General features: G+C 64.3%; 23 protein-coding genes and 2 riboswitches. Of the genes, 10 read left to right on the forward strand and 13 right to left on the reverse strand.

What is annotated here, in order from left to right:
• Positions 1-47: 47 nt before the first annotated feature.
• Positions 48-743, forward strand: a complete 696-nt coding sequence (gene nfi, locus HNO52_RS06160; RefSeq protein WP_197568300.1) for a deoxyribonuclease V — start codon at positions 48-50, stop codon at positions 741-743.
• A 58-nt stretch (positions 744-801) separates the two neighbouring features.
• On the forward strand, positions 802-1365 hold the full coding sequence (locus tag HNO52_RS06165; protein ID WP_197568301.1) for a DUF1415 domain-containing protein: 564 nt from the start codon (positions 802-804) through the stop codon (positions 1363-1365).
• On the opposite strand, the gene HNO52_RS06170 is transcribed toward HNO52_RS06165, so the two are convergent.
• A complete protein-coding gene (locus HNO52_RS06170) occupies positions 1362-2252 on the reverse strand; it encodes an aldo/keto reductase (RefSeq protein WP_197568302.1) in 891 nt (296 codons plus the stop codon). The two genes, HNO52_RS06165 and HNO52_RS06170, sit on opposite strands and share 4 nt — an antisense overlap.
• A 150-nt stretch (positions 2253-2402) precedes the next feature.
• Here HNO52_RS06170 and HNO52_RS06175 point away from each other — a divergent pair, with 150 nt between their 5' ends.
• Positions 2403-2834 (forward strand): OsmC family protein, encoded by a 432-nt coding sequence (locus HNO52_RS06175; RefSeq protein ID WP_197568303.1) that lies wholly within the window; start codon positions 2403-2405, stop codon positions 2832-2834.
• Between the two features lie 90 nt (positions 2835-2924).
• Here the strand turns inward: HNO52_RS06175 and HNO52_RS06180 are convergent, their stop codons facing one another.
• A complete protein-coding gene (locus HNO52_RS06180) occupies positions 2925-3599 on the reverse strand; it encodes a gamma-glutamyl-gamma-aminobutyrate hydrolase family protein (protein ID WP_197568304.1) in 675 nt (224 codons plus the stop codon).
• Complete coding sequence (locus HNO52_RS06185) at positions 3596-4615, reverse strand: amidoligase family protein (RefSeq protein ID WP_197568305.1); 1020 nt, start codon at positions 4613-4615, stop codon at positions 3596-3598. The genes HNO52_RS06180 and HNO52_RS06185 overlap by 4 nt, the downstream gene beginning before the upstream one ends.
• Positions 4616-4743: 128 nt before the next feature.
• On the opposite strand from HNO52_RS06185, the gene HNO52_RS06190 reads away from it, so the two are divergent.
• The 3 genes from HNO52_RS06190 (at position 4744) to HNO52_RS06200 (ending at position 9536) form a co-directional block, all read left to right on the forward strand.
• On the forward strand, positions 4744-7089 hold the full coding sequence (locus HNO52_RS06190; protein WP_232090614.1) for a mechanosensitive ion channel domain-containing protein: 2346 nt from the start codon (positions 4744-4746) through the stop codon (positions 7087-7089).
• Positions 7090-7169: 80 nt separating this feature from the next.
• A complete protein-coding gene (locus tag HNO52_RS06195; protein ID WP_197568306.1) occupies positions 7170-8681 on the forward strand; it encodes a hypothetical protein in 1512 nt (503 codons plus the stop codon).
• A gap of 156 nt (positions 8682-8837) precedes the next feature.
• Positions 8838-9536 carry a CBS domain-containing protein gene (locus HNO52_RS06200; protein ID WP_197568307.1) on the forward strand — a complete coding sequence of 233 codons (699 nt, stop codon included), beginning with the start codon at positions 8838-8840 and terminating at the stop codon, positions 9534-9536.
• Positions 9537-9575: 39 nt separating this feature from the next.
• On the opposite strand, the gene HNO52_RS06205 is transcribed toward HNO52_RS06200, so the two are convergent.
• Positions 9576-10700 (reverse strand): aminotransferase class V-fold PLP-dependent enzyme, encoded by a 1125-nt coding sequence (locus HNO52_RS06205; RefSeq protein ID WP_197568308.1) that lies wholly within the window; start codon positions 10698-10700, stop codon positions 9576-9578.
• A gap of 200 nt (positions 10701-10900) precedes the next feature.
• Positions 10901-11503: a class I SAM-dependent methyltransferase gene (locus HNO52_RS06210; protein ID WP_197568309.1), complete on the reverse strand. Its 603-nt coding sequence runs from the start codon at positions 11501-11503 to the stop codon at positions 10901-10903.
• A gap of 345 nt (positions 11504-11848) precedes the next feature.
• Between HNO52_RS06210 and thiO the strand changes: the two genes are divergently transcribed.
• Positions 11849-12976: a glycine oxidase ThiO gene (gene thiO / locus HNO52_RS06215; RefSeq protein WP_197568310.1), complete on the forward strand. Its 1128-nt coding sequence runs from the start codon at positions 11849-11851 to the stop codon at positions 12974-12976.
• Between the two features lie 15 nt (positions 12977-12991).
• Here the strand turns inward: thiO and pta are convergent, their stop codons facing one another.
• Together pta and HNO52_RS06225 are read right to left on the reverse strand one after the other, a co-directional pair.
• Positions 12992-15166, reverse strand: coding sequence for a phosphate acetyltransferase (gene pta, locus HNO52_RS06220; protein WP_197568311.1), 2175 nt, complete (start codon positions 15164-15166; stop codon positions 12992-12994).
• A 17-nt stretch (positions 15167-15183) separates the two neighbouring features.
• A complete protein-coding gene (locus HNO52_RS06225) occupies positions 15184-16353 on the reverse strand; it encodes an acetate/propionate family kinase (RefSeq protein ID WP_197568312.1) in 1170 nt (389 codons plus the stop codon).
• Between the two features lie 163 nt (positions 16354-16516).
• Here HNO52_RS06225 and HNO52_RS06230 point away from each other — a divergent pair, with 163 nt between their 5' ends.
• Positions 16517-17446 (forward strand): EamA family transporter, encoded by a 930-nt coding sequence (locus HNO52_RS06230; RefSeq protein WP_197568313.1) that lies wholly within the window; start codon positions 16517-16519, stop codon positions 17444-17446.
• A 111-nt stretch (positions 17447-17557) separates the two neighbouring features.
• Positions 17558-18061 carry a porin family protein gene (locus HNO52_RS06235; protein ID WP_197568314.1) on the forward strand — a complete coding sequence of 168 codons (504 nt, stop codon included), beginning with the start codon at positions 17558-17560 and terminating at the stop codon, positions 18059-18061.
• 71 nt (positions 18062-18132) lie between these two features.
• Here the strand turns inward: HNO52_RS06235 and HNO52_RS06240 are convergent, their stop codons facing one another.
• From HNO52_RS06240 to HNO52_RS06265, 6 genes are all read right to left on the reverse strand, one after another.
• Positions 18133-19380: a PDDEXK family nuclease gene (locus HNO52_RS06240; RefSeq protein ID WP_197568315.1), complete on the reverse strand. Its 1248-nt coding sequence runs from the start codon at positions 19378-19380 to the stop codon at positions 18133-18135.
• A gap of 131 nt (positions 19381-19511) precedes the next feature.
• Entirely contained in the window at positions 19512-21401 is a 1890-nt protein-coding gene (gene thiC / locus HNO52_RS06245) for a phosphomethylpyrimidine synthase ThiC (protein ID WP_197568316.1), read from the reverse strand.
• A 68-nt stretch (positions 21402-21469) separates the two neighbouring features.
• Positions 21470-21588: riboswitch (TPP riboswitch) on the reverse strand.
• 37 nt (positions 21589-21625) lie between these two features.
• A complete protein-coding gene (gene tenA, locus HNO52_RS06250; protein WP_197568317.1) occupies positions 21626-22294 on the reverse strand; it encodes a thiaminase II in 669 nt (222 codons plus the stop codon).
• An 85-nt stretch (positions 22295-22379) separates the two neighbouring features.
• Positions 22380-22518: riboswitch (TPP riboswitch) on the reverse strand.
• A gap of 55 nt (positions 22519-22573) precedes the next feature.
• Complete coding sequence (locus HNO52_RS06255; RefSeq protein WP_197568318.1) at positions 22574-23503, reverse strand: lysophospholipid acyltransferase family protein; 930 nt, start codon at positions 23501-23503, stop codon at positions 22574-22576.
• 4 nt (positions 23504-23507) lie between these two features.
• Positions 23508-23882 (reverse strand): DUF4870 family protein, encoded by a 375-nt coding sequence (locus tag HNO52_RS06260; RefSeq protein WP_197568319.1) that lies wholly within the window; start codon positions 23880-23882, stop codon positions 23508-23510.
• A gap of 67 nt (positions 23883-23949) precedes the next feature.
• Positions 23950-24342: a VOC family protein gene (locus HNO52_RS06265; RefSeq protein ID WP_197568320.1), complete on the reverse strand. Its 393-nt coding sequence runs from the start codon at positions 24340-24342 to the stop codon at positions 23950-23952.
• 66 nt (positions 24343-24408) lie between these two features.
• Here HNO52_RS06265 and HNO52_RS06270 point away from each other — a divergent pair, with 66 nt between their 5' ends.
• Positions 24409-25044, forward strand: coding sequence for a class I SAM-dependent methyltransferase (locus HNO52_RS06270; protein WP_197568321.1), 636 nt, complete (start codon positions 24409-24411; stop codon positions 25042-25044).
• Positions 25045-25095 lie beyond the last annotated feature (51 nt).

The raw sequence follows: 25095 nt of genomic DNA on the forward strand, positions 1-25095 counted from the left end.
GACCGCCTACACTGCCGAACAATAAATGTTGTGCAAGGAAGCCCGGAATGACGCCACTGCATGAATGGACCCCGACTCCCGAGAAGGCTATCGCGCTGCAGCGCGAGCTTGCGCCACGCATCGAGCGTGAAGACCGGCTGGCGGCAGTGCGCCATATTGCCGGCGTCGATATCGGCTTCGAGCAGGGCGGCGAGATCACCCGCGCGGCGGCGGTGGTGCTGGCCTGGCCCGGCGATCCACATGTCGGATTGGAAATCGTGGAGCATGTCGTACACCGCGAGCCGACTCGCATGCCCTACATTCCTGGCCTGCTCTCCTTTCGTGAAATTCCCGCGGCGTTGGCGGCTTTCGGCAAGCTCACTGTGCGGCCCGAGCTGGTGATGGTCGACGGCCAGGGCATCGCCCATCCGCGCCGGCTTGGGGTGGCCTCGCATCTGGGGCTGTGGCTCGACCTGCCGTCCATCGGCGTGGCCAAGTCGCGACTGTGCGGCGTAAATGACGAGGTGCCCGAGGGGCGCGGCGAGTGGACGCCGCTACGCCATCGTGGCGAAACGATCGGTGCGGTGCTGCGCACTCGAGTCGGCGTCAAGCCGGTATTCGTCTCGCTGGGCCATCGCATTTCGCTGGACACATCGCTCGACTGGGTGGTCAAGTGCCTGGGTCGCACCAAGCTGCCGGAACCGACCCGGCTGGCGGATCGGCTGGCGTCGCGTCGCGGCCCGATGCCGCGCCCCTCGGATTGAGCCCCGGCCCCGGCATAGCTCGGTTATACTGCTTCTCCATTGTTTACCGAGCCTCACGATGCCTGAATCCCTGACGCCCGCCTGCGCTGTGACCCGTGCCTGGGTCGAGCGCTTCGTCGTCGCGCATAACGTCTGTCCCTTCGCCCGCCGCGAACTGGTGAATGACACCATCCGTTTCGTGGAAGTCGAGGCAGCTTCCTGGGAGTCTGCCCTCGAGGCGCTGATTGAAGAATGCCGCCGGCTCGATGAAACGCCCGGGATCGAGACGACCCTGATGGTGCTTCGTCCGGGCCTGCAGGACTTCGATGACTATCTCGATTTCCTCGAGGTGGCCGAGGCGCTGCTGGTCGAGCAGGGCTACGAGGGGATCTATCAGCTGGCCAGCTTTCATCCCGATTATTGCTTCGACGGTGCGGCGGCGGTTGATCCCGCCAACTTCACCAACCGCTCGCCCTGGCCGATGCTGCACCTGTTGCGCGAGGCGGGGCTGGAACGGGCCCTGGCGCACTATCCCGACCCCGAGGCGATACCCGAACGCAACGTGGAGGCAATGCGCCAGCTCGGTACGGAGCAATTGGCCGATGCGTTGGCGAGCCTGCGCGCTTCCGTCGGCAAACGCTAGACGATGTCGAGCGGTACTTTCTTGTTCGGTGCCGGGAACGCCTCGTCGAGCCTGGCCAAGGCGTCTTCGCCGAGCTCGACCTCGAGCGCTGCAGCGTTCTGCTCGACGTGGGCCGTTTGTACCGCCTTGGGAATTGCGATGGCGTCGCGGTGGCCATTGACGGGTCGAATCGTCCAGGCCAGCAGCAGTTGGGCGGGGGAGATGCCGAGACCATCGGCCACTTCACGCACCACAGAGTGGCTGAACAGGTCCTGGCGCAGCTTGCCGGCTTGGGCCAGCGGGCAATAGGCCATCATCGGCATGTCGAGGCGTTGCATCAGTGGGCGCAGGGAGTGCTCGATGCCGCGTGAGCCCAGATGGTAAAGCACTTGGTTTACGGCGCAGTCGCCGCCGCCGGGTAGTGCCGCCAGTGTCTCGAGTTCGTCAACGTCGAAGTTGGAAACGCCGTAGCGGCGGATCTTGCCCTGTTCCCTTAACCGTTCGAAGGCCTCCAAAGTCTCCTCCAGCGGGACGTTGCCCGGCCAATGGAGCAGGTAGAGATCGAGATGGTCGGTGCCGAGCCGTTTCAGGCTGCGCTCGCAGGCGGCAATGGCGCTGTCGCGGCCGGCATTCCACGGATAGACCTTGGAAACGAGGAAGGCCTGGTCGCGGCGGTCGGCCAACGCTTCGCCGACCACCTCTTCGGCGCCGCCATCGGCGTACATCTCGGCGGTATCGATCAGGGTCCTGCCCAGCTCCAGGCCGTGCTGCAGGGCACGTACCTCGTCGCGGCGGGGCGCGAGCCCTTCGCCCATGTACCAGGTGCCCTGGCCGATGGCTGGCAGATCTTGTGTGGGCTCATGAGCGGTGGCGGGTAGACGGACTTGGGGATTCGATGAGTCGAACATGGGGCGGGCCTTTTATGGAAAATGTTTTCAAAATTATTCGACAAAGGGATGGCGAAGACAAGTCCATGCGCTATGGTGAGGGGTGGCAGCGTTTGTCCACGTTGCCTTCCAATCTTTGGCCAGTTCTCTTATCGCAAGGAGTCGACCCACATGAGCATCAAAAAAACCGGTAGCGCTGTCTGGGAGGGTAGCCTGAAAGAGGGAAAGGGTCAGATTTCGACCGAGAGCGGCGTGCTTAAGGACGTGCCCTACAGCTTCGGCAAGCGCTTCGAGGGCGAGCCTGGCTCCAACCCGGAAGAGCTGATCGGTGCGGCGCACGCCAGCTGCTACTCCATGGCGCTGTCGATGATCATGGGCGAGGCGGGGATGACGCCCGAGCGTATCGCCACCGAGGCCGCCGTGACCCTCGAGCAGGATTCGGGTGGCTTCAGCATCACCAGAATCCATCTCACCACCCGGGTGCGAAGCCCCGGCACCGATGCCTCGGCCTTCCAGGGCGCCGCCGACAAGGCCAAGGAGGGGTGTCCGGTTTCGAAGCTGTTCAAGGCCGAAATCACGCTGGATGCCGCGCTGGAAAACTGAGCGACCGTACGATTTGCCTGGCGGCCACCTTCGTGTGGCCGCACTTCGCTCTGCCTGGGAAAGATGGTCAGGGAGCTGTCTTCAAGCGAGCTAGGTTGCGGTGCTATGCCGCGCGGCTTCGACCAGGGCGCGTATCAGGCGCTGCTGGGGCAGGTTGAAGACCAGCCACTCGGGGTGCCACTGCACGCCGATCAGGAACTCGTGGTGGTGTGATTCGATACCCTGAACCAGACCGTCGCGATCGCGGGCGACAATCTCGATACCGTGTCCCGCCTCCTGCACGGCCTGATGATGCAGGCTGTTGATGCGGCACCAGCTCACCTTGAGAATTCGGCGTAGCTGGCTGTCGTCCATGATGTCGACCGTCTTGCGCGGCAGTACGGTACGTCGGCGCTTGAGCCCTTCATGGGTGGTATAGATGTCGGGGTCGAGCGTGCCGCCCAGGTGTACGTTGAGCATCTGAGCACCGCGACAGATTCCCAGTACGGGCTTGCCCTGGGGAATGAAGCGCTCCATCAGTTCGAGTTCGAGCTCGTCGCGCTGGGGGTCGAGGCGCACGTCGAGCTGCATCTCGCCGCCGTAGAGATGGGCCTGGATGTCATCGCCACCGCCGATGATCAACCCGTCGAGCGCCTCGGGTAGCGGGCGGGAAGGGGAAAGGCGAAGCGGTCGGCCGCCGTGTCGCCACACGGCGAACCAATCGAACCACCAGGCGATACGGCTCTTGTAATCCGACGTGGTGATGCCGATGAGCGGGCGCGTCATGAGGGAGAACGGACCTCCTTGATCCAGTTCCGCAATCTGCCGACCATGCGGGTCACGAGCGGCTGCGTGTGCAGGCTGACGTAGCGGCCGGCACGTGCGTTGAGCTCCTTGCGGTCGGCTGCGAGGCGCTCCACCGCCACCCATCGGTTCCACTCCACCACGGCGCCCCAGCTGCGCTGGGACAGCTGTGCGTTCGGCAAGCGATAGTGAAACGTCGGCCGCGGCTTGATCAGGTTGTTGCGAAACAGCTCGTCCGGGTAGTCGGGGCAGAGGTAAGCAAATAGCGGATAGAGATCCAGCTCGCGGTTGCGCGTGGGGTTGAAGTTGATGTAGTCGGCGATCAGTGTATTCAGGTCCGGGGCGTAGTTCGGATCGAGCACCTTGAGTGCATAGTGCTTGGGAAACGGATTGGCGTGGGGCAGCACTTCACGCGTGATGTCGATATCGATCTCTTTGCGTAGCCAGGCGGCCAGGAGCAGGAAGGCACGGAGGTGACGCAGAATGGACTCGGGTTCCAGGTCAGCCACCTCGGGGTTGAGGTGCAGGCCGAAGCCATACAGCAAGCTGGCATCGGTGCCCTTGGCGCCGTGAGCGTGAAGGGCAGCGAACAGGGCGTCGAGTTCGTTCAGCTCGTCCCATGGTACCGGCGGGCAGACGATCTCGGTGGGGACCAGGCCCGTGACGACATCGCCGATCAGTTCACGGGTCTTGTTGTGGAAATCCAGGCGCATCTGGTGTCGCTGACGTTCCCATTCGGTATCGTGCCGCGGCAATGCCTGCAATAACCGGGCATCGGGATGGGCATATTGGGTATCGAGTTCAATGACGAAATCTCCCCAGCGCGTGGCTTCGACTCGCAGCCGATGGGGGCTGACCAGCTTCAGTTTGCCACCGAACAGGTTGCGTACCAGTTCGCCGGTCTGTTGGGGGGGGAGGCCGGCGAACTCGATCTCGACGCCAACCCGTCGGGTCCTACCCTGGACATTCAGATGCTCGGGTGGTGATTGCGGCAGCATGAAGGCATCCTGTGCGACTCGAGAGTCTGAAGCCAGCCTAGCACAGGGCGGCGACAAGTCGGCAGGGAGCGCCCCTGATCTACTGCTGTCCCAGCCACAAGGCCAACGAAACGAGGGAGTGTCGATCGATGCCAGGAGCTTTTTCCCAACGCAGTGACATCGGGCGCTGGCGAGTGGCGATTCGCATCGGGTTGATGCTGCTCATGCTGTTGCCGCTGACGTGGGCTGGTCCAGGATACGCCCAGCTGTCATTCGGGGGGGTGGGCCAGGGTGAACAGACCCAGGGGAGTGTTCATGATGCCGAGACGTTTCAGCAATCTCTCGACGAAGTGATCACCACCCTGGAGGACGATGAGCGCCGTGGCGCCTTGCTCGATGAACTGCGTGAAATTCATCGGGCACAAAGCGTGGCCGCCGATGAATCCATTCAGCGCCAGGGGTTGCTCGGCGCCCTGGCTGAGACGTTCAGCGAATTGGGCGACCAGGCCGAGGCCGGTGGGTCGCCGATCGACGACTGGCAGCGCCAGTTGGAGCAGGGCTGGACGGGGCTCAGCGACTTGGTAGTCGAGACCGGTACCAGCGAGTTGTTGCGCTTCTCCATCCAGAGCGCCGTACTGCTGGGCGTCTGGGCCGGGGCGCTGACCATCCTGATTGCCCTCGGCAGGGTGCTGTTCGTACGCCAGGGGCTGCCTCTCGACCTGCCGCGGGAGCCGCGAGGCTGGCTGCTGGCGCTGCACTTCCTGCGGCGCATGCTGCCTTGGGCGCTCGCTTTCTTGCTGATCATGGGGTTGGTCCAGGTGCTGCCGCCCAGTCCCGGTCGCACGCTGGCACTGATCCTGGCCTACCTGGCGCTTTGCGGCCGCACCCTCTCGGTGGTCGTGGAGTGCGTGGTGTCGGAGTTCACCAGTGGGCATCGCTTCCCGGCCGTACTGATATTGCAGCAGCGGGGGCTGCGCCTGCTGTTTGCGATCGGTGCGCTGATTGCTCTCGGTGATGCGCTCAATGCCGAGCGGCTCTCCTCGATCGTGGGAGAGGAGCCTGCGGCGCTGGGCTCGGTGCTGGCCAACGTGCTGGCGGCCCTGCTCAGCATTCGCTTCATCTTCAAGTTCAAGCGCCCGATCAAGCATCTGATCCGCAACCGTTCCTGGCACGTACGCCGGGAAGGCGGTACCGGCATCGAGCTGGCGCGCATTGTCGGCGGGCTCTGGCACGTACCGGCGCTGCTGATCGTCGTGGTCTCGCTGCTGGCGATATTCATCACCGTGGGGGATGTGGGCGCCGCGTTGGCACGCTCGATCATCTCGGCGGCACTGCTGGTATTGACCCTTGTGATAACCGGCCTGGTCCAGCGCCATAACGAGCGACACAGCAAGCGCCGCCGAATCAGCGAGTATCGCCGGCGCCTCGAACGCTTCGGCTATGCGCTCTCGCATATGGTGGCATGGATCGTCTTTGCCGAGTTGTCGCTGCAGGTGTGGGGAGGTTCGCTGTTCGGCCTTGGGCGCGAGGGCGTAGCCGGGGTACGTATCGGTCAGGCGCTGCTGGCACTGGGCTTCACGGTTTTGCTGGCCTGGTTGGCGTGGATCTTCGCCGATACCGCTATCCAACGCGCAATGGTCTCTTCCGCTCGTTCCCGGGGACGGCGGGTCAATCAGGCCCGCGCCCAGACCATCACGCCAATGATTCGCAACGTCATATTTGCCACCATCGTGATCATCGCCGTCATCGTCGGCCTGGCCAACCTGGGGGTCAACGTCACGCCGCTGCTGGCCGGTGCCGGGGTCATCGGGCTGGCCGTGGGCTTCGGTGCCCAGACGCTGGTGCAGGACCTGATCACCGGGATCTTCATCATCGTCGAGGATTCGCTGGCCGTGGACGACTTCGTCCAGATCAACGGCCACATGGGCACCGTCGAGGGGTTGACCCTGCGAACCGTGCGCCTGCGCGACCTCGACGGCATCCTGCACATCATAACCTTCAGCGCCATCGAGTCGATCCATAACATGTCGCGGCACTTCGGGATCGCGCTGATGCGAATTCGCATACCGCACACCATGAAGATCGACGCTGCCATTACCTTGATGCAGGAGACCGCTCAGGAGTTGCGCCAGGATCCGATGATGCGCCATCACATCTGGTCACCGCTGGAGATGCAGGGCGTCGACCGCTTCGATGAGGGTGCCGCTGTGCTGCGAATGCGCTTTCGCACCGCGCCGGTCATGCAATGGGACGTGGCGCGTGCCTTCAATCTGCTGCTCAAGCAACGCATGGAGGCCCAGGGACTCGACCTCGGCATGCCGCGCCTGAGCGTAAGCATGGAGGGCCAGCCAGGCGATGCCATGGCGAGCGAGGAGCCGAAAGGCGGCGATACGGTACCCCCACGCGATGCCAAAGGGCGAGCACCGGGGGAAGCCGGCCTAGCCGACCCCGAAGGGGCGACCAACCCGCAGCGCGCCTCGCCGGACTCTTCTTGATGGCAAGGGGGCCGACATTCCTCGTACTATGAAAAACATTCGGCCTGTCAATGGCCTTTGGTACAAGGAGCTGCGCCGACGTGATTACCGTCGAACGCAAGGATAGCTTCCATCTCAAGATCTCCCGCGTGCTGCAGGAAGAAACGTCGCATCGGTTGGACCTCTTCCTGTTCGTACCGGGGGAGCTTGGCCTCAACGAGCATGTCATCTCCGAGGATGCTTTTTATTACAGTGCGATCCACGTCAAGCGGACCTATTACAGCGACAAACACCACTTGCCGTTGGTGCTCAGCCGCCTGGCCAGCCGTGGTCGACTCAGCACCGAGCAGTATCGCCTGAGCCTGAGCCTTTATGCCTACCAGTACGTGGTGGCGCTAGAGCGGGCGACCCAATCGCTGCTGGATACCGCTAGACGCGTACAACAGGCCGAGCGCCACGCCGAGACGGACGAGCGAGCCGAGGCGCAAGGCGGCGAGCCGAACGAGACAGGCGACGGCGGCCAGGCACAGGAGCGTATCGTGGCGGCCGGTTTGCAGGAGCGCCTCGAGGAGCTGTGCGAGCTGGCCCAGGGTATCCTGCGCCGCCTGCGTCGCAACCAGCCGAGCGACGACGGACTGCTCAAGTATTACGCCAACATCGACAACTACCTGTCGTGGTTCACCGAGCAGCGCCTGCTGGCGCTGGTGGCGCATCTGCCGCGAGGGCGCGACTACCGCACCATCCGCGAGCGGTTGTTGGAGATTTGCCTGGCCGAGAGCGAGCATCGCGAGCTGGCGGAGTACAACGCCAGCCGGGTGGTTCGTGACCCCACACGCATGTCCAACAAGATGCGTCTGCTGCGACGCCTCATCGAGTATCCCGTTACCCTCAAGCAGCAGACCCAGGAGCTGGGAGGCGCCGAGCAGAAGGCGGTCAAGGGACTGGCCACCGGCGTGGTGATGGTCTTCGTCTCGCTGGGGCTGCTTCAGGCTCGCGATACCGTGGGAAATATCACCGCACTGTTCGTGCTGGCCATGGCGGTGCTGTATGCCATGCGCGAGGTGTTCAAGGACGATTTGCGCAACACCCTGTGGCGCTGGCTGCGCAAGGGCCGCCCCAAGTGGCGGCGCCAATATTTCGATGCCACCAGCAACAACCCGGTGGGACGCCAGCTCGAGTGGTTCGACTACAAGCGCTTCGGCAAGCTCGACGAGCAGATCAAGCGGGTTCGCAAGCGCAATGTGGCCCAGCGTGAGGAGGTGGTGCTGCACTACCGTTCCAGTTCGCGCATGTCGCCCACGCGCTTTCTCAGCGGCTACGAGAAGACCCGCGAGACACTCTCGCTCGACCTGTCTCAACTGACCCGGCTCATGGACAAGGGCAGCCATCGTGTCTATCGGCTGAAGGAGGGACAGGTCTCTCGGGAGTCGGTCGAGAAGCGCCACCTGCTCAACCTGGTAGTGCGCGAGGAGGTCGCCAATGCCGAGCCGATCCTGCAGCGCTGGAAGATCGTCATGAGCCGTTCGCGGATCGTCGACGTGGTCAAGGTGCATCAGGAGGGCGGCAAGCCCGAAGAGGGGGAAGAGGAACAAGCAGGGACGCCCGTCGTGTAACGCCATGTGGCTTCGATGTTGTTCCAGGTCAAGTCGACTGTAGGCTCGGTTTGCTAGTGTCAAGACAAGCGGCGAATTGTGACCTGCGCCAATTCGAACTAGATTTCATGTTAGGTCGGCCGCAACCCTGACCGCTCCCTTAATGGAGATGCTGCCATGCAAGCTGTTGATGTCATGACTGCCAAAGTCATAACCGTATCGCCCGACGCCGACGTTCGTGAAATTGCACGCCTCCTGCTCGAGAACAACATCAGCGCCGTGCCTGTCGTGGGCGAGAGTGACGAGATCCTGGGTATCGTCAGTGAAGGCGACCTGATGCGTCGGGTCGAGAACGATGAGGGACGACAGAAGTCCTGGTGGCTGCGCATCTTCGCTGGCGGCAGCAGCGCCAGTGAATACGTCAAGTCGCATGCGCGCCGGGCAAGCGAGATCATGACGCGCGACCCCATTACCATCAGCGAAGACGAGCCGCTTCACCGTGTTGCCAAGTTGCTCGAGAAGCACCACATCAAGCGCGTGCCGGTAGTACGAAATGGCAAGCTGGTAGGCATCGTCAGCCGCGCCAATCTGCTGCGTGGCTTCTCGGCCACGGCACCCGATACGGAAACGCCTGTGACGGCCGACGATCGTGAGATCCGCGATGCCATACTCAAGGAGGTAGACAAGCACACCGGAGTCTGGGTCGACCGTATCAACGTCATCGTCACCGAAGGCGTGGTGCAAGTCTGGGGGCTGGTGGAGAGCCAGGAAGAGAAGAAGGCCGTTCAGGTTGCCGCCGAGAACACGCCTGGAGTGAAGTCCGTGGAGAACAACCTCGGCATGATGCCGCGCGGTGTGAGTGGTTTCTGGACCTGACCTGAGCCGAAGGGCGGCCCAGGGCCGCCCTGACCGGGGTCAGGCGACCCGTTCGAGCGCCGCTTCCAAGTTGGCCAGGCTACGTTCCAGGTCGTGGAGCTTGTCGAGCCCGAACAGACCGATGCGGAAGGCCTGGTAGTCGTCGCCTTCGTCGCACATCAATGGCACACCTCCAGCCACCTGTATGCCGGCGGCGGCGAACTTGGCCACGATGGCCGGGTCGCTGGTATAGCAGACCACCACCCCGGGCGCCTCGAAGCCGGGTGCCGCCACGCTGCGGTAGCCGTAGCGCGCCAACAACTCGCGCGCGCCCTGGCCCAGGGCCCATTGCTCCTCGCATACCCGGTCGAAGCCGTATTCGGCAGTCTCGTTCATGATGTCGCGCAGCCGGGCAAGGCCGTCGGTGGGCATGGTGGCGTGATAGGCGTGGCCGCCATTCTCGTAGGTTTCCATGATCGAGAGCCACTTGCGCAGGTCGCAGGCAAAGCTGGTGCTGGCGGTCTGCTCGATGCGCTCGCGGGCTCGTGCTGAGAGCATCACCATGCCGCAGCAGGGCAGGCCGCTCCAACCCTTCTGCGGGGCGCTGACGAGCACGTCGACACCGATCTCGTTCATGTCCACCCACAGCGTGCCCGAGGCGATGCAATCGAGCACGAACAGGCCGCCGGCTTCGTGGGTTACTGCCGCTACACGGCGCAGGTAATCGTCGGGCAGCAGCAGGCCGGCAGACGTCTCGACATGGGGCGCGAACACCACGCCGGGCCGCTCTTCGCGAATGCTGCGCTCGACCTCCTCGATGGGCGCTGGGGCGAAAGGAGACTGGGGATCCTGGGGCGCCAGGCGGCGTGCCTTGAGCACCGTGGTCGAGGAGGCGATGGCACCCATTTCCAGGATTTGCGACCAGCGATAGCTGAACTGCCCATTGCGAATCACCAGGCAGTGCTGGTTGGTGGCGAATTGGCGGGCCACGGCCTCCATGCCGAAAGTGCCGCTGCCGGGCACGATCACGGCGCTGCTGGCCCGGTAGACCTGCTTGAGCGTCGCCGAGACGTCACGCATGATTCCCTGGAAGCGCTGGGACATATGGTTGAGCGAACGGTCGGTATAGACCACCGAGTACTCGAGCAGGCCATCGGGGTCGACGTCTGGCAACAGGCCGGGCATTGGTTTCTCCCTTGCGATGCTTGGATGAAGAATTATGGAACCATTGAGGATAGGCCGTTTACGATCGCCGAACCAGCACTGGTGGCGTGTAGCGCACGCACAAGGAGGCCGCAGCCGGGTTGCTGGCCATCAACGGGGTCGGGTCAAGAGGTGCTGTATGAAGACCGCAGACCAAGCGGCCTGCGGTTCGAGCCCGGGGCTTACTTATGACAGAAGTAGACCCTGGCCGGCGGGATGTTGATGGGCTCGAAGGCGCTCTCTACCCGCGAAAAGGTCTGGTGCAGGTCGGCGGACACCTTGGGCGAGAACTGGTAAATCAGCATGGAGCCCTGTGGGGCCAGTGCTGCCTGGCTGCCTTCGAGGATTCGTTCCCGACAATCGGCCGGCATGGTACTGAAAGGTAGGCCTGCCACCACGTAATCGGCCGCCGGGAGGCGCAATCGCTCCAGCTCGGCTCCGATCGTCTCGGCCGAACCGGCGATCACCCTCAGCCTTGGATCGAATAGCGTACGATTGAGATAGTCGACGAAATCTTCGTTGGTCTCGATGACCAGCAGCGTTGCGTCAGGGTGCAGGCGGTTGAGGATCTCCTGGGTGATGGTGCCCACGCCGGGCCCGTATTCGACGATGACTCGAGCTTTCTCCCAGTCGACCGGTTCCAGCAATCGGCGAATGAGAAAGGAGGAACTGGGAATTATCGAGCCAAGCATGCGGGGATGCTTGAAGAAGTTGAGGGCGAACAGCGACAGTTGAGCCCGTCGCTCGGGGCCTGCCACGACCGAGGGTCGCTCTTGAACCGCCATGGGCATTCCTCCTTCAGTTTTAGCTGAACATTCCTCCACTCTAGGCCAGCTAGGACCAGCGTGAAAGGCCGAGCTTGCCAGGATGGGCTTGCCAGCGGATGCGCCTGTAGACGCTGTTGGTGCAGTTCGCGCCCGACAAGGTTACTGGGCAGAGCAGCTTTTGGTTACCATGGAGCGGCTGTGTCGGCGCAGCGTGAGAGAGGAGAGAGATTGAAAGGCACCGCTGCCTGACGGTCCTCGCTCTACCACGGTGTCATTGCCTGCGCCCCGCCACGCCGGGGCGCAGTCGTGTCATGAGCCCTCAACTGCCGCCACCTGGGCGGGCATGAGTCACAGGAGCGCTGTGTGAACGATTTTCTTGTCGTCGGTGGCGGGGTCATCGGTATGCTTACCGCCTGCCAGCTGGCCGAGGCCGGCCATGACGTGACCCTGGTGGAGCGGGGCCGCTGCGGTCAGGAGGCCTCCTGGGCCGGTGGCGGCATCGTCTCGCCACTCTACCCCTGGCGCTACAGCGAGCCCGTATCCCGGTTGGCCCATGGTGCCTCGCACCGCTATGCCGAACTGGCCGACAGGCTGCTCGAGACCACCGGCATCGACATCGAATACCGCCAGAAGGGGTTGCTCTATCTGCGCGTGGACGATGCCGAGCACGCCTTCGCCTGGGCGCAGCGTCAGGGCTGGCCGTTGGAGCGCGTCGATGCGTCTTCCATCTATGCCAGGGAGCCGTGGCTGCGCGAAGGCGTGACGGACGGCCTGTGGATGCCCACGCTGGGCAGCGTGCGCAACCCGCGGTTGTGTCGGGCGTTGCGCTCGCGGCTGGATGCGTTGCCCAACGTGACCCTGATGGAGAATACCGCGGTGCAGCGGCTTATTGCCGAGCGTGGGCGTGCCTGTGGCATTGAGGCCACACATGGGCGCATCGACGCCGGGCAGGTGATCCTGTGCGGCGGCGCCTGGAGCGGTGTGTTGCTGGCTGACCTCGACGTGGCGCTACCCGTACGACCGGTCAAAGGGCAGATGATGCTATTCGCTACGCCGCCGATGCCCGGCGGCCGCCGGTTGCTCGAGCGGGTGGTGCTGGCCGACGGGCGCTACCTGATCCCGCGCGCCGACGGCCGCGTGCTGGTCGGCTCGACGCTGGAGCAGACTGACTTCGACAAACGCACCACCGAGGAGGCGCGCGAGTCGCTGCGGCAGAGTGCCGTATCGATGCTGCCGGCACTGGCCGAGTGCGAGATCGAGCACCACTGGGCCGGGCTGCGGCCCGCGGCGCCGGACGGCATCCCCTTCATCGGGGCCGTGCCCGGTATCGAGGGGCTTCACGTCAACGCCGGGCACTACCGCAACGGCTTGGTGCTGGCGCCGGCGTCGACCCGATTGCTGGTCGACCTGCTGCTGGGGCGCGAACCGGCCATCGACCCCGCTCCCTATGGGCCCGAGCGCCTGGTCAGGCAGGAGCGGGCAGCCGTCTAGTTGCGTTGGGCCAGCCTAGCCACGCTGGGCAGCCTGGATCGCGGTCAGCGCAATGGTATAAACGATGTCGTCGACCAGCGCGCCCCGCGACAGATCGTTGACCGGCTTGTTGAGGCCTTGGAGCATCGGCCCCACGCTGACCACCCTGGCGCTGCGCTGCACCGCCTTGTAGGTGGTGTTGCCAGTGTTGAGATCGGGAAACACGAACACCGTGGCGCGCCCGGCCACTGGTGAATCGGGCGCTTTCTGGCGGCCGACGCTCTCGATGGCGGCAGCATCGTACTGCAACGGGCCATCGATCAGCAGGTCAGGCGCCTGCTCGCGGGCCAGGCGCGTGGCCTGACGCACCTTGTCGACATCGGCACCGCTGCCCGATTCGCCGGTGGAGTAGCTGATCATCGCCACTCGCGGCTCGATGCCGAAGGCCTGTGCAGAGCGCGCGCTCTGGATGGCGATCTCGGCCAGTGCCTCGGCATCGGGGTCCGGGTTCACCGCGCAGTCGCCGTAGACCACCACCTGTTCCGGCAGCAGCATGAAGAAGATCGACGACACCTGGCGATAGCCGGGGGCGGTCTTGATCAGCTGGAAGGCAGGGCGCACGGTATTGGCGGTGGTATGGATAGCCCCCGAGACCAGGCCGTCGACCTCGTCGAGCTGCAGCATCATGGTGCCGAGCACTACGTTGTCCTGCAGCTGGTCCTCTGCCGTCAACTCGTTCACCTTGCCGCGGCGACGCTCCACCATGGGCGCTACGTAGCGGTGGCGAATCCGCTCGGGGTCGAGGATATCGAGCCCCTCCGGCAGTTCGATGCCGCGATTGCGCGCTACTTCCTCTACCTCTTCGCGGCGCGCCAGCAGCACGCAGTTGGCGATGCCACGGCGCTGGCAGATCGCTGCGGCTTCCACGGTGCGAGGCTCGTTGCCTTCCGGCAGGATAATGCGCCGGTTGGCGCGCTGCGCCAGCTTGACCAGCTCATGACGGAATGCCGACGGCGACAGGCGCGGCGTGAACCCGCGGCTCAGGTAATCCTTGAGCCACTGCAGGTCGATGTGACCGGCCACGAAACGGGTCACCTGTTCGGCGCGTTCCAGATCGTCCATGGGAATGTCGTTACCCATCCGACTCAGGTTCTTGGCCGTGGTGAAGCTGTCGGTGTCGACCGCCAGTACCGGCATGCCGGTCTTCAGCGCCGGCCGGCACATCTCGATCATGTTGTCGTTGGGCATGAAGCCGTTGGTCAGCAGCACGCCGGCCATGGGTATCCCGTTCATGGTGGCCAGTGCCGAGGCCAGCACGATGTCGTCGCGGTCACCGGAGGTCACGATCAGGCTGCCGGGTCGGAACACGTGCAGGGCATTGGCGGCGCTACGTGCGCACAGGCTGGTGGAGAGCACCCGGCGGCTGGCCGCGTCGCCTTCGCTGAGGAAGCGGGCATCGAGCGCCCGTGCCACGTCGACCACCCGCGGGGCGATCAATGCCGGGTTGTAGGGCACCACGCCGATCAGGTGGAAGCGATCGGTGGCGAGCGCCGGGGAGTGGCGACGCAGCTCGGCGAGGAAAGCATCATCGAGCAGGACGCTGCTGGTCCCCGGAGCCAACGCCGGCTCTTCGGCGCCGGGCAGGTTCTGCATGCGCATCAGGATACAGCCCAAGGTACGCGCCGAGCCCACGCCACCGAAGGCACGGGCATGCATGTCGAGCTGTTCGGCCAGTGCCTCGGGGGCAGCGGCATCGCCGCTGCCGACCAGGATGATCCGTGCGTTCAGCGCATGCGCCAGTTGAGCGTTGAGCTGGGTGGCGTAGGTGCCGTGGGCGGTGGGAACCACGCCCTCGACCACGATCAGGTCCGGCACGCTGCCGTCGTGACTGTCCACGGCCAGATCGAAGAGTTCGATGACCTGCTCCATCAGCACGTCGAGGCGATCCTGGCGTAGCAGGCGCTCCATGTCGGCCTGGGCGATGGGTGCCGGCGGGCGCAGCCCGAGCGTGCTGCTCACCAGTGCGGTGGAGCGGTCGGGGCCGGGGCCGTTCAGCTCGTCCTGGCGGAACGGCTTGAAAAAACCGGTCTTGAGACCGATGGTGTCGAGCGCCTGCATCAGTCCCAGGCTGGCCGAGGTCAAGCCGACCCCGACGCCGGTTGGCACCATCAGCAGAATCTGGGGTTGCGGTCGTACGTCGTGCGGCGTCATGCGTTCGTCTCTTCCTTTCACTTAGCCAGGCGCTGGCGGGTTTCGGTGGCGATCTGTCCCTCTTCATCGGTGGGGATGACCCAAAGCTGGCGCCCCCCGGCGTCGATGCGGCCTTCGCGTCCCCGGATCGTTTCGCTATTGGTGGTTCGGTTGAGCTGCAGGCCGAAATGGGGCAGCAGCCCGATGACCCGTTCGCGTACCTGGGCGGCGTTCTCGCCGATGCCACCGGTGAAAACCAGACCGTCGAGGCGGGGCAGGGCGCAGGAAAGCGCCGCCAGCGACTTGGCGATGCGGTAGCAGAACACCTCGATAGCCAGCGTCGCCCCTGGATGACCCTGTGACTCGGCGGCCTCCAGTTCGCGCATGTCATTGCTCAGCCCCGACAGCCCCAGCAGGCCGCTATTGCGGTTGAGCACCTCGTCGATGCGATCCAGCGACCAGCCCAGCTGGCGTGAAAGGTGGGCATGCAGGCCCGGATCGACATCGCCGCTGCGCGTGCCCATCACCAGCCCTTCCAGCGGGGTCAGTCCCATGCTGGTATCGAGGCTTCGGCCTTGCCACACGGCGCAGGTGGAGCAGCCGTTGCCCAGGTGAGAGGTGAGCCAGGCGCCGCCATCGAGCTCGCTGAGTGCATCGGCGCGTCGGCTGACGTAGGCGTGGCTGGTACCGTGGAAGCCGTAGCGACGGATATCGTGGTCGCGGTAGAGCGCCTCCGGCAGGGCATAACGGTAGGCCCGCGGCGGTAGGCTCTGGTGGAAGGCGGTATCGAACACCGCTACCTGGGGGAGATCGGGAAACAGTCGACGGGTGGCCGCCACGCCCTCGAGATTGGCGGGGTTGTGCAACGGGGCCAGCGCCGAAGTGCGCTCTATCGCTGCGACGACGTCATCATCGATCAGTGCGGCTTGGGTGAAGCGCTCGCCGCCATGCACGATGCGATGGCCCACGGCGATCGGCCGACGCCCCTCCAGGCGATGGAAGATGGCTTCCAGTGCACGAGTGTGATCGGCCTCACCGAGGGCCTGCGTGAAGGGTTCGCCGCGGCTGTCGACCCCCCTGAGTCGGGCATCGGCGCCACCCAAGCGTTCCGCCAGCCCGGCCAGGCGCGGCTGATCCGGTGCGGACGGCACCAAGGCATATTTGATCGACGACGAACCGCAATTGATGACCAGTACCGAGGCGTTCATCGGGGCTCCGCATGAAGAGAGTGTAGGGGCAGGATAGACTTAAGACTTTAGTCTATCACCCGGGCATCGTCTTCGGCCCTGCCCCAGGTCAAGCCAGGTATTTTGTTAGCCGTCTATCGAAAATCCTGGCATGCTGATGCTACCAAACCGTTGGAACCCCTCCATGTCGACCGATACCGCGGCGCTTGGCCGCGCATTGCTGCTGCCGCGCCATCTTGCCGTGCTGCTATTGGCCTGCGTCGCCACGCTGTTCGCCGGCAATCATGTTGCGGCCCGCCTGGCTTTCGATGAAGGCACCGGGCTGCTGCTCGCCGTGCTGGTGCGCTCCGCCGTGGCGCTCAGCGTGCTGGTGGCGCTTTTCCTGTGGCAGGGAAAGCGCGTGTCGCTACCGGCCGGCACCGGGCGCTGGCAGCTCCTGGCAGGGCTGATGGTCGCAATCCAGAGTCTGTGCCTCTACTCGGCGGTGGCGCGCATACCGGTAGTCGTGGCGCTGCTGCTGATGAACACCTTTCCCATTCAGCTGGCGCTGCTCACTTGGGCATTGGGCGGACCTCGCCCGACGTTACGCGCGGCCCTGATCATGGCCGTGATTCTGGTTGGCCTGGTGGTCGTGCTGGACGTTCCGGCCTGGCTGTCGAGTCCCGAGGCACTCGGTCCGCAGTGGCTGCCCGGGGTGGCCTTCGGCCTGGCGGCGGCGGCGGCCTTTTCCTGCGCGCTATGGATCACCGAGCACCACCTGGGAGAGGTCGGCAGCACCCTGCGCAGCCTGCTGACCATGCTCATCGTCTTCGTGATGATGATCGTCGCCGGCGCGCTGCAACTGGTGCCGGGCGGCATGGCTCTGCCAGTCAGCGGCACTGGCTGGGGAGCACTGGCGGCGCTGGGGCTGCTCTACAGCGTGGCGTTTTCGGTCTTGTTCATCAGCGTGCCGCGGCTCGAGATGGCACGCAATGCGCCGGTCATGAACGTCGAGCCGGTGGCTTCACTGCTGCTTGGGTACCTGATACTGGGACAAATGCTGTCGGGAATGCAACTGATCGGCGGGGCGATCGTTTTGGGTGGCATCGTCGTGCTCAGCCTGTCGCCGCGCTGAGCCCGCCTCGGCCCGAGCCTGCTGAGTTTAGATTCGTCTTGCGCGCCTCCGGACTGTGTACCAGACTTGAAGGCGAAGTATGGAAACACTGTTTCTTAATGGAGGTGTGCCATGAAACTGCTCGCCATTTCCACCGCTGTGCTGACGGCCACTGCTTTTGCTTCCTCGGCCCAGGCCCAGCAATATCAGATGCCGATGTACCCCCAGGCCTATGCTGGCGCCGACGCCATGCTGTGGGAACTTAATCCCGATCAGGGCTCCTCGGCCGATTCCGTAGGCCTGCGACTCAATGGTGGGATGCAATTCAACGACTACTTTGGCGCCGAGGCTCATCTGGGTACCGGCGGCTCCGACGGTGCGGCCGAGCTCAGTTATCTAGTGGGTGCCTATGCCAAGGGCATCCTGCCGGTTTCACAGCAGTTCCGCCTGTATGGCCTGGCGGGCTTCAGCGAAGTGGATTTCGACGCCGACAGCGAGAGCGGCTTCTCGTATGGCGCCGGCGCTGAATTCGATGTGGTGCCCAACCTGGCGGTGGGTGCCGACTACATGCGCTACCTGGACGAGTCGGCTTACACCTTCGATGCGGCAAGCATCGGGGTTCGCTACCGTTTCTGAGTTGTCCCGTCTGCGCATCTGACCGCGCCCCCATGATGATTGTCGTGGGGGCGATTTCGTTAGCGGCTCAATCAGTGCCCCGGCCAATTGCCATGCTCCTTCCAGCTCTCCAGCAGGGCGGGTAGGTGCTTGAGATCTCCGTTCTCGACGACCTCGACCTGCAAGCCCTGCAGGCGTTGCAGCTCGGTGAGTCGTTGCCGGGACTTGTCGAACTCGCCGCAGGCCAGCAGTACCCGGGTAGCGGAGAGTCCCGCTGAATGGTTGAGCATGCCATGCAGCCGTTTCAGGCCCTGCTCGATACAGGTCCTGGAGCCGGGGCGAGTGATGAGGGACTCGATGAACAGCAACCGGTTGCGTTCGACCGCCAGGCAGTCCGATACCACGGGCTCGCCGTTGTGCTGGCCGCTCAGGTCGAGGATATGCGCCTCGCTGCAAACCCGGGATAGTCCGGCCTCCTGGGCGCTGAGCCAGGCATACTCCGTCAACCAACCGCCGCCCAGATAGCGCCCACCCTCCAGGGAATCGATGTCCACGACGTGGGGGGTATCGCTCGACCAGTGCAGAAGGCCGGCCTCGTCAAGCGCCTTCAACGCATCGGTGGCTGGGAAGCACGGCGATTCTTTCAACCACTGGCGCCCGGCGCCTGATCGTAGCCGAACTCCCGAGGGGATAACGCTCTCCAGTGCGCCTCCCTCGCCGTGTACCATGTCATGCAGTTCCCCGAGCAAAACGGCCAGGCGGTCGGCATGATAGCCGAGGTGGCGGGTGAGGTGCTTGCGCTGTTGGCAAGCCTGGCGCCATTCGCTTTTATCGGAAACTGCCCGAACTCGCTTGCGGCCGTTGGCCAGCAGGTAGCGATCGACGTCCAGTACCGGTTCAATGGCCGTGACGTCCGGGGCTGAGTCGGGGCTATCGCACGCCATGCGGTAGAGCGCTCCAGCTCGAATGTCCACATGCAGCCAGTCGGCGGAGCAGCGCTGCATGGCATGCTGGAACAGCAGGGCTGCAAGCGTGCTGCAGCCGCCTGCATCCAGGGTGACCGAGAGAGAGGGGCTATCGAACTGCTGGCGATACAGGGATTCGGCTAGCGCATCGGCATATTCTGCGCAGCGGTGGGGCTCGTCGTACGGAAGGCGAGCGCGTGTCTCGATCTCGGTTCCAGTGGGCAGTTCGTGGCGTAGTAGAATCGCCAGTCGCTCGGCGGCCTGGGGAGGTGATTGGCACGGTATCAGTACGATTCGCTGCGGACGAAGCTGCAGAATCGGTATCAGGCTTACCTCAGGGCGCTCGGTTACCAGCGCGACGTGCAGGTGTGGCATGGGCTTGCTCCCTCCGCACTTGATCCTTGCAGGTTCCTACAGGCTACATCCGAGCGTTCCGTGCTGTCGCCTGTGGCGACAAAAAAACACGCCGGCCCTGGGGCCGGCGTGTTGGCTGGTAGTGGCGTGGTTCACACCTCCTTGTAGAGCTCCGCTCCCGCCTGGCGGAACTTCTCGGCCTGCTCCTCCATGCCCTTCATGACGGCCTCCTGATCGCCGTCGAGCCCGTGTTCGGCGGCGTAGTCGCGCACCTCCTGGCTGATCTTCATGGAACAGAACTTGGGCCCGCACATGGAGCAGAAGTGGGCGACCTTGGCCGAGTCCTTGGGCAGCGTCTCGTCGTGGTACTCGCGGGCGGTGTCCGGGTCGAGGCCGAGGTTGAACTGATCCTCCCAGCGGAACTCGAAGCGCGCCTTGGAAAGGGCGTTGTCGCGGCGCTGGGCGGCCGGGTGGCCCTTGGCCAGGTCGGCGGCGTGGGCAGCGATCTTGTAGGTGATGATGCCGGTCTTGACGTCATCCTTGTTGGGCAGGCCCAGATGCTCCTTGGGCGTGACGTAGCAGAGCATGGCGCAGCCGTACCAGCCGATCATCGCCGCGCCGATGCCCGAGGTGATGTGGTCGTAGCCGGGGGCGATGTCGGTGACCAGCGGCCCGAGCGTATAAAAGGGCGCCTCGTTGCAGTATTCGAGCTGCTTGTCCATGTTCTCCTTCACGAGATGCATGGGCACGTGGCCGGGGCCCTCGATCATCACCTGCACGTCGTGCTTCCAGGCGATATGAGTCAGCTCACCCAGAGTCTTGAGCTCGGCCATCTGGGCCTCGTCGTTGGCGTCGGCCACCGAGCCTGGGCGCAGGCCGTCGCCTAGCGAGAAGGCCACGTCATACTGCTTGCAGATCTCGCAGATCTCCTCGAAGTGGGTATAGAGGAAGCTTTCCCGGTGGTGAAACAGGCACCACTTGGCCATGATCGAGCCGCCGCGCGAGACGATGCCGGTCACCCGCTTGGCGGTGAGCGGCACGTAGCGCAGCAGCACCCCGGCGTGAATGGTGAAGTAGTCCACGCCCTGTTCGGCCTGCTCAATCAAAGTGTCGCGGAACACCTCCCAGGTGAGATCCTCGGCCACGCCCTTGACCTTCTCCAGCGCCTGGTAGATCGGCACCGTGCCGATCGGCACCGGCGAGTTGCGGATGATCCACTCGCGGGTCTCGTGGATGTTCTGGCCGGTGGAGAGGTCCATGATGGTGTCCGCACCCCAGCGGATGCCCCAGGTCATCTTGTCGACTTCTTCCTCGATGGAGGAGGTCACCGCCGAGTTGCCCAGGTTGCCGTTGATCTTCACCAGGAAGTTGCGACCGATGATCATCGGCTCGGATTCCGGGTGGTTGATATTGTTGGGGATAATCGCTCTGCCTGCTGCAACCTCGGCACGCACGAACTCCGGCGTGATCTCCTCGGGCAGCCGGGCGCCGAAGCCCTGCCCCGGGTGCTGGTGGCCGAGGATGCGTTCGACTTCTGCGGTGCCCAGGGCCTGGCGGCGCTGATTCTCGCGAATGGCGATGAACTCCATCTCCGGCGTGACGATGCCTTGGCGGGCATAGTGCAGCTGAGTGACGTTCTTTCCCGCCTTGGCTCGGCGGGGCGTGCGGGTCAGGTCGAAGCGTAGCGGGGCGAGCATGGGATCGCTGGCGCGGCGCTTGCCGTACTCGCTGGTGGGGCCGTCGAGGAACTCGGTGTCCTCGCGTTCCTCGATCCATGCGCGACGCAGCTCCGGTAGTCCCTGGCGCAGGTCGTTGCTGGCCGCAGGGTCGGTGTAGGGACCGGAAGTATCGTAGACCAGCAGCGGCGGGTTTTCCTCATCGGCGCCTGAGGTCCTGGTCGGCGACAGCGAGATCTCGCGGAAGGGCACGCGGATGTCGGGCCGCGAGCCTTCGACGTAGACCTTGCGCGAACCGGGCAGCGGCTGGATGGCGGCCTCGTCGACCTTGGCGGTCTCGGCGAGGAAGTGGGCGGTCTTGCTCATGGGTGTTCTCCCTTGTTGTGGGTCGTCAGGGAGGACAGCTGGGAGGACAAGGGCAGAGGGCGAAGCCCGGCTGCATGTCGCTTGATTCCTACGCTGGTCCTAGCCAGTTCAGGTTCAACGGGATCCATACTGGGCGCGCAGCGCTGCATGATCTCAGCCGTCTTCAACGGCACCCCGTCAAGCGTGTTCGCCCGCCATGCCGGCGGGTATTGCATGGCAGCGGCTCAGATCGCTCGATCCAGTCCCATCTGCCAGAAATCGATCTCGAGTCGCGTGGCATCGCGGAACACCTCGGCGAGCTCGTCAAAGCGCGCCGGAGTGACATCGGCCAGGCGTGTATCGAGCCACTCCAGCTCGGCGCGCATGGCGGCCTGGAAGTCGTCGCTCTGGTACATGGCGATCCAGGCGTCATAGGGGTTGGTCTTGCCGCGCAGCGTAAAGGACTGCGCGTTCAGCCAAGTGGCGATCTCGCCATAGCCCACCAGGCAGGGGGCGAGTGCCACGTGCAGGTCGAGGAGGTCGCCGCGGTTGCCGGTATCGAGTACGTAGCGGGTATAGGCCATCGTCGCCCGGGCCTCCGGCAACTGCGCGAGTTCTGCCTCGCCGATTCCCCATTCGCGGCAGTAGCCGACATGCAGATCGAGTTCCACGTCGAGAATCGCCTTGAGACCTTCATGGGCCTGGCGCAGGTCGGCGAGGCTGCGGCTCTTGTAGGCGGCCAGCGCGTAGGCACGGGCAAAGTGGATCAGGAACAGGTAGTCCTGTTGCAGATAGTGGCGGAAAGCGCCCTCTGAGAGAGTACCGTCACCCAGGCCGCGCACGAAGTCATGCTCGATGTAGGCGCGCCAGTCATCGTGGCAGGCGTTGGTCAGGTCGGTGAAGCGATAGCCCATCTTGCCTCCGGTATCGAATCGGATCCGGAACGTGGGCGGGAGGAAGGAAGAGGTGGCTGGGGTGAGGCGGCGAATGCTTGCCGCGATGGGGCCACCGCTTGATCCCTACGCCGGTACGAGCCGGATCAGGTTCTACGGGCCCCGCCGTGACGACTGCTCATTCTGGTGAGCAAAATGTCGTATGGCGATCTCAGCCGGTTCCACCGGCACCCCGTCAAGCGTCTGGGCCAGTCTAGCAGGATGAGACCGTCTTGCCAGTCACCGAAGCGAAATGGTTCTTCAATAGAGCCGGAACGACTTGTGCTTCGGGTGCCCCTGCTGTTGCTCGATCACCTTGCGGTAGCGCTTGTACTCCCACTGATACTGGGCCGGATCCAACGCGATGGCTTCTTCCACGCAGGCGTTGACGCCGGTGGCCGATTGCGTTTCGTCAGCGGCATAGACTCGCTCGTCGGCGGCCAGGAAGTGAATGGCGAAGCCGCGGCCGGGGAGGCGCCTGGCCACGCCGGTGACGACTCGGGCATCGGTGCGGGCCACCAGCTTGGGCAGCAGGGTCGCGGTGTAGGCCAGGCGATGGTAGAAGGGGGCGAACACACCGCTACCCCAGTTGGGCTCCTGGTCGGGCAGGATACCCACCGCCTCGCTGCGCTTGAGCGCCTTGAGCAGGGCCGCGACGCCGCGTGGGTTGGTCGGCACCAGGCTCGCGCCCATGCGCTCGCGCCCTCGGCGGATCACCGGATCGAGTTCGGCAATCTTGGGCGGTTCGTACATGGCGGTGAAGGGGAAGTGGCTGGAAAGCCAGAAATTGAGCACTTCCCAATTGCCGAAGTGCGGTGCCAGCACGATGACGCCGCGCCCCTCGGCGCGGGCGTCGTCGAGCAGCTCACGGCCGTGGATCTCTTGGATCGAGGCCTCGACCCGCTGCGGTTCGCCCATCCAGGCGAAGCCCAGCTCGAGCATGGTGGCGGTGGAGTGGGTCAGGCTCTCCCGCGCTAAGCGACGTCGTGCCGCTGCGCTGCGCTGGGGAAAGACCTCTGCCAGGTTGATCTCGGTGACCTTGCGCTCGCGCCGGCTGAAGCGATGCACCAGCGGGCCGGTGAGGCGGGCCAGTCGCCAGAGCATGGCGGGGCGGCGGCCGGCCAGGCTGCGCCATAGCGTGGTAATGGCGCGACCCTGCAGGGTGGCGGTGGATGACTGCGGCTCGCTCATGAGTTCAGATCAGCCAGGCGTCCACATTGTCGGGGGCACGGTGCTCCTGCAGGCGTTTGATGCCCTTGACGCAGCGAATCACCAACCAGACGATTACCACCAGCCAGGTCAGGAAACCGATCAATACCAGCATCAGTAAGCCGGAAATGGCAAAGTAGAGCAGCGCAAGCCAGAAGGTGCGGATCAGGTAGCGGTAGTGTTCATCGAACCAATGGGGACCCTGACCGCGATAAACGTAGGCGATCACCACGCCGACCAGTAGGGTCAGGCCGCCGGTGACGATGCCTGCCAGATACAGGGCATAGACGACGATGGGCAGGGTGGTGTCGGGTGCGTCGCCCGAATCGATGACGCTGCGGCTCTCGGGGCTATCGTTCATGAGGCGTCCAGTCGTTCATGGTTTGCGTCAATGATACCGGCCATGGGCCACATTGCCAGGGAGGCGGCTATTCGAGTGCCTCCTTGAGCGGACGGCTGATCTCCAGCAGGTTGCCGTCAGGGTCGCGCAGGTAGAGCGACTCGATGAGGCCATTGGCCCCCTGACGGGTGACCGGGCCGAGTTCCACTTCCACATCGAGTGCCGCTAGGTGCCGCTGGACCTCGTCCAGCGGCAGCAGGCTGCGCAGGCAGAGATCCAGGCTCCCCGGCGTGGGGGTGGCGGCGCGCGGCTCGATGTCGGTGGCCGTCCAGTGCAGGCGCAGGGCGATGTCGCCCAGTATCAGGTCGACACGCTCGCGATCCCGGTAGCGTACCTCGAGCCCGAGTACGCGAGAGTAGAAATCCACGGCACGGGAAATGTCGGTCACGGTAATGACCAGGTGGTCCAGACCTGACAGCATTGCCGGCCTCCTCGTTGTGATGTGTTGACTGCAATCTCATTTCGCCAGGCCCAAAAGGATACGACGATGCCGACCTGCCCGCTATGCGCATCCCCGCATTCCCGTCATTTTCATCACGACTCGAGGCGTGACTACTACCGCTGCGAGAACTGCCGGCTGGCATTCGTGCCGCCTGTTCAGCGCCTCTCGCCCGAGCAAGAGAGGGCGGTCTACGACCAGCATCAGAATCGGCCCGACGATCTCGGTTATCGCCATTTTCTGTCGCGACTGTTCGAGCCGCTGAAGAGTCGACTTGCACCGGACGCCCACGGCCTCGATTTCGGTGCCGGCCCCGGCCCGACGTTGTCGCTGATGTTCGAAGAGGCGGGTCACCCCATGGCGATCTACGACCCCTTCTATGCACCGGATACTTCCGTGCTCGAGCGGCGCTACGATTTCATCACCGCTACCGAGGTGGTGGAACACCTGTTCGCGCCGGGGCATGAGCTCGAGCGCCTTGTGGCGCTGCTGCCCGAAGGAGGCTGGCTGGGGCTGATGACCAAGCGGATGACCAGCGAGGAGGCCTTCGCCCGCTGGCACTATATCCTCGATCCGACCCATGTATGCTTCTTCAGCGAGGCGAGCTTCGAGTGGCTGGCGAAGAGGCTCGGCATGAGCGTCGAGTTTCCCGGTGCGGATGTGGCTTTGATGCAGAAGCGCTGAGTCAACAGGCTTCGAGAAAAGACAGTGCGTTTTTCTATTTTTGGTCACGCT

It is taken from the genome of Halomonas sp. MCCC 1A13316, from assembly GCF_014931605.1.
Classification (GTDB): domain Bacteria; phylum Pseudomonadota; class Gammaproteobacteria; order Pseudomonadales; family Halomonadaceae; genus Halomonas.

Excerpts from the sequence above, each read along its gene's own strand:
- nfi (WP_197568300.1), top strand. The coding sequence starts at position 48 with ATGACGCCACTGCATGAATGGACCCCGACTCCCGAGAAGGCTATCGCG.
- HNO52_RS06165 (WP_197568301.1), top strand. The coding sequence starts at position 802 with ATGCCTGAATCCCTGACGCCCGCCTGCGCTGTGACCCGTGCCTGGGTC.
- HNO52_RS06170 (WP_197568302.1), bottom strand. The coding sequence starts at position 2,252 with ATGTTCGACTCATCGAATCCCCAAGTCCGTCTACCCGCCACCGCTCAT.
- HNO52_RS06175 (WP_197568303.1), top strand. The coding sequence starts at position 2,403 with ATGAGCATCAAAAAAACCGGTAGCGCTGTCTGGGAGGGTAGCCTGAAA.
- HNO52_RS06180 (WP_197568304.1), bottom strand. The coding sequence starts at position 3,599 with ATGACGCGCCCGCTCATCGGCATCACCACGTCGGATTACAAGAGCCGT.
- HNO52_RS06185 (WP_197568305.1), bottom strand. The coding sequence starts at position 4,615 with ATGCTGCCGCAATCACCACCCGAGCATCTGAATGTCCAGGGTAGGACC.
- HNO52_RS06190 (WP_232090614.1), top strand. The coding sequence starts at position 4,744 with ATGCCAGGAGCTTTTTCCCAACGCAGTGACATCGGGCGCTGGCGAGTG.
- HNO52_RS06200 (WP_197568307.1), top strand. The coding sequence starts at position 8,838 with ATGCAAGCTGTTGATGTCATGACTGCCAAAGTCATAACCGTATCGCCC.
- HNO52_RS06205 (WP_197568308.1), bottom strand. The coding sequence starts at position 10,700 with ATGCCCGGCCTGTTGCCAGACGTCGACCCCGATGGCCTGCTCGAGTAC.
- HNO52_RS06210 (WP_197568309.1), bottom strand. The coding sequence starts at position 11,503 with ATGGCGGTTCAAGAGCGACCCTCGGTCGTGGCAGGCCCCGAGCGACGG.
- pta (WP_197568311.1), bottom strand. The coding sequence starts at position 15,166 with ATGACGCCGCACGACGTACGACCGCAACCCCAGATTCTGCTGATGGTG.
- HNO52_RS06225 (WP_197568312.1), bottom strand. The coding sequence starts at position 16,353 with ATGAACGCCTCGGTACTGGTCATCAATTGCGGTTCGTCGTCGATCAAA.
- HNO52_RS06230 (WP_197568313.1), top strand. The coding sequence starts at position 16,517 with ATGTCGACCGATACCGCGGCGCTTGGCCGCGCATTGCTGCTGCCGCGC.
- HNO52_RS06235 (WP_197568314.1), top strand. The coding sequence starts at position 17,558 with ATGAAACTGCTCGCCATTTCCACCGCTGTGCTGACGGCCACTGCTTTT.
- HNO52_RS06240 (WP_197568315.1), bottom strand. The coding sequence starts at position 19,380 with ATGCCACACCTGCACGTCGCGCTGGTAACCGAGCGCCCTGAGGTAAGC.
- thiC (WP_197568316.1), bottom strand. The coding sequence starts at position 21,401 with ATGAGCAAGACCGCCCACTTCCTCGCCGAGACCGCCAAGGTCGACGAG.
- tenA (WP_197568317.1), bottom strand. The coding sequence starts at position 22,294 with ATGGGCTATCGCTTCACCGACCTGACCAACGCCTGCCACGATGACTGG.
- HNO52_RS06255 (WP_197568318.1), bottom strand. The coding sequence starts at position 23,503 with ATGAGCGAGCCGCAGTCATCCACCGCCACCCTGCAGGGTCGCGCCATT.
- HNO52_RS06260 (WP_197568319.1), bottom strand. The coding sequence starts at position 23,882 with ATGAACGATAGCCCCGAGAGCCGCAGCGTCATCGATTCGGGCGACGCA.
- HNO52_RS06265 (WP_197568320.1), bottom strand. The coding sequence starts at position 24,342 with ATGCTGTCAGGTCTGGACCACCTGGTCATTACCGTGACCGACATTTCC.
- HNO52_RS06270 (WP_197568321.1), top strand. The coding sequence starts at position 24,409 with ATGCCGACCTGCCCGCTATGCGCATCCCCGCATTCCCGTCATTTTCAT.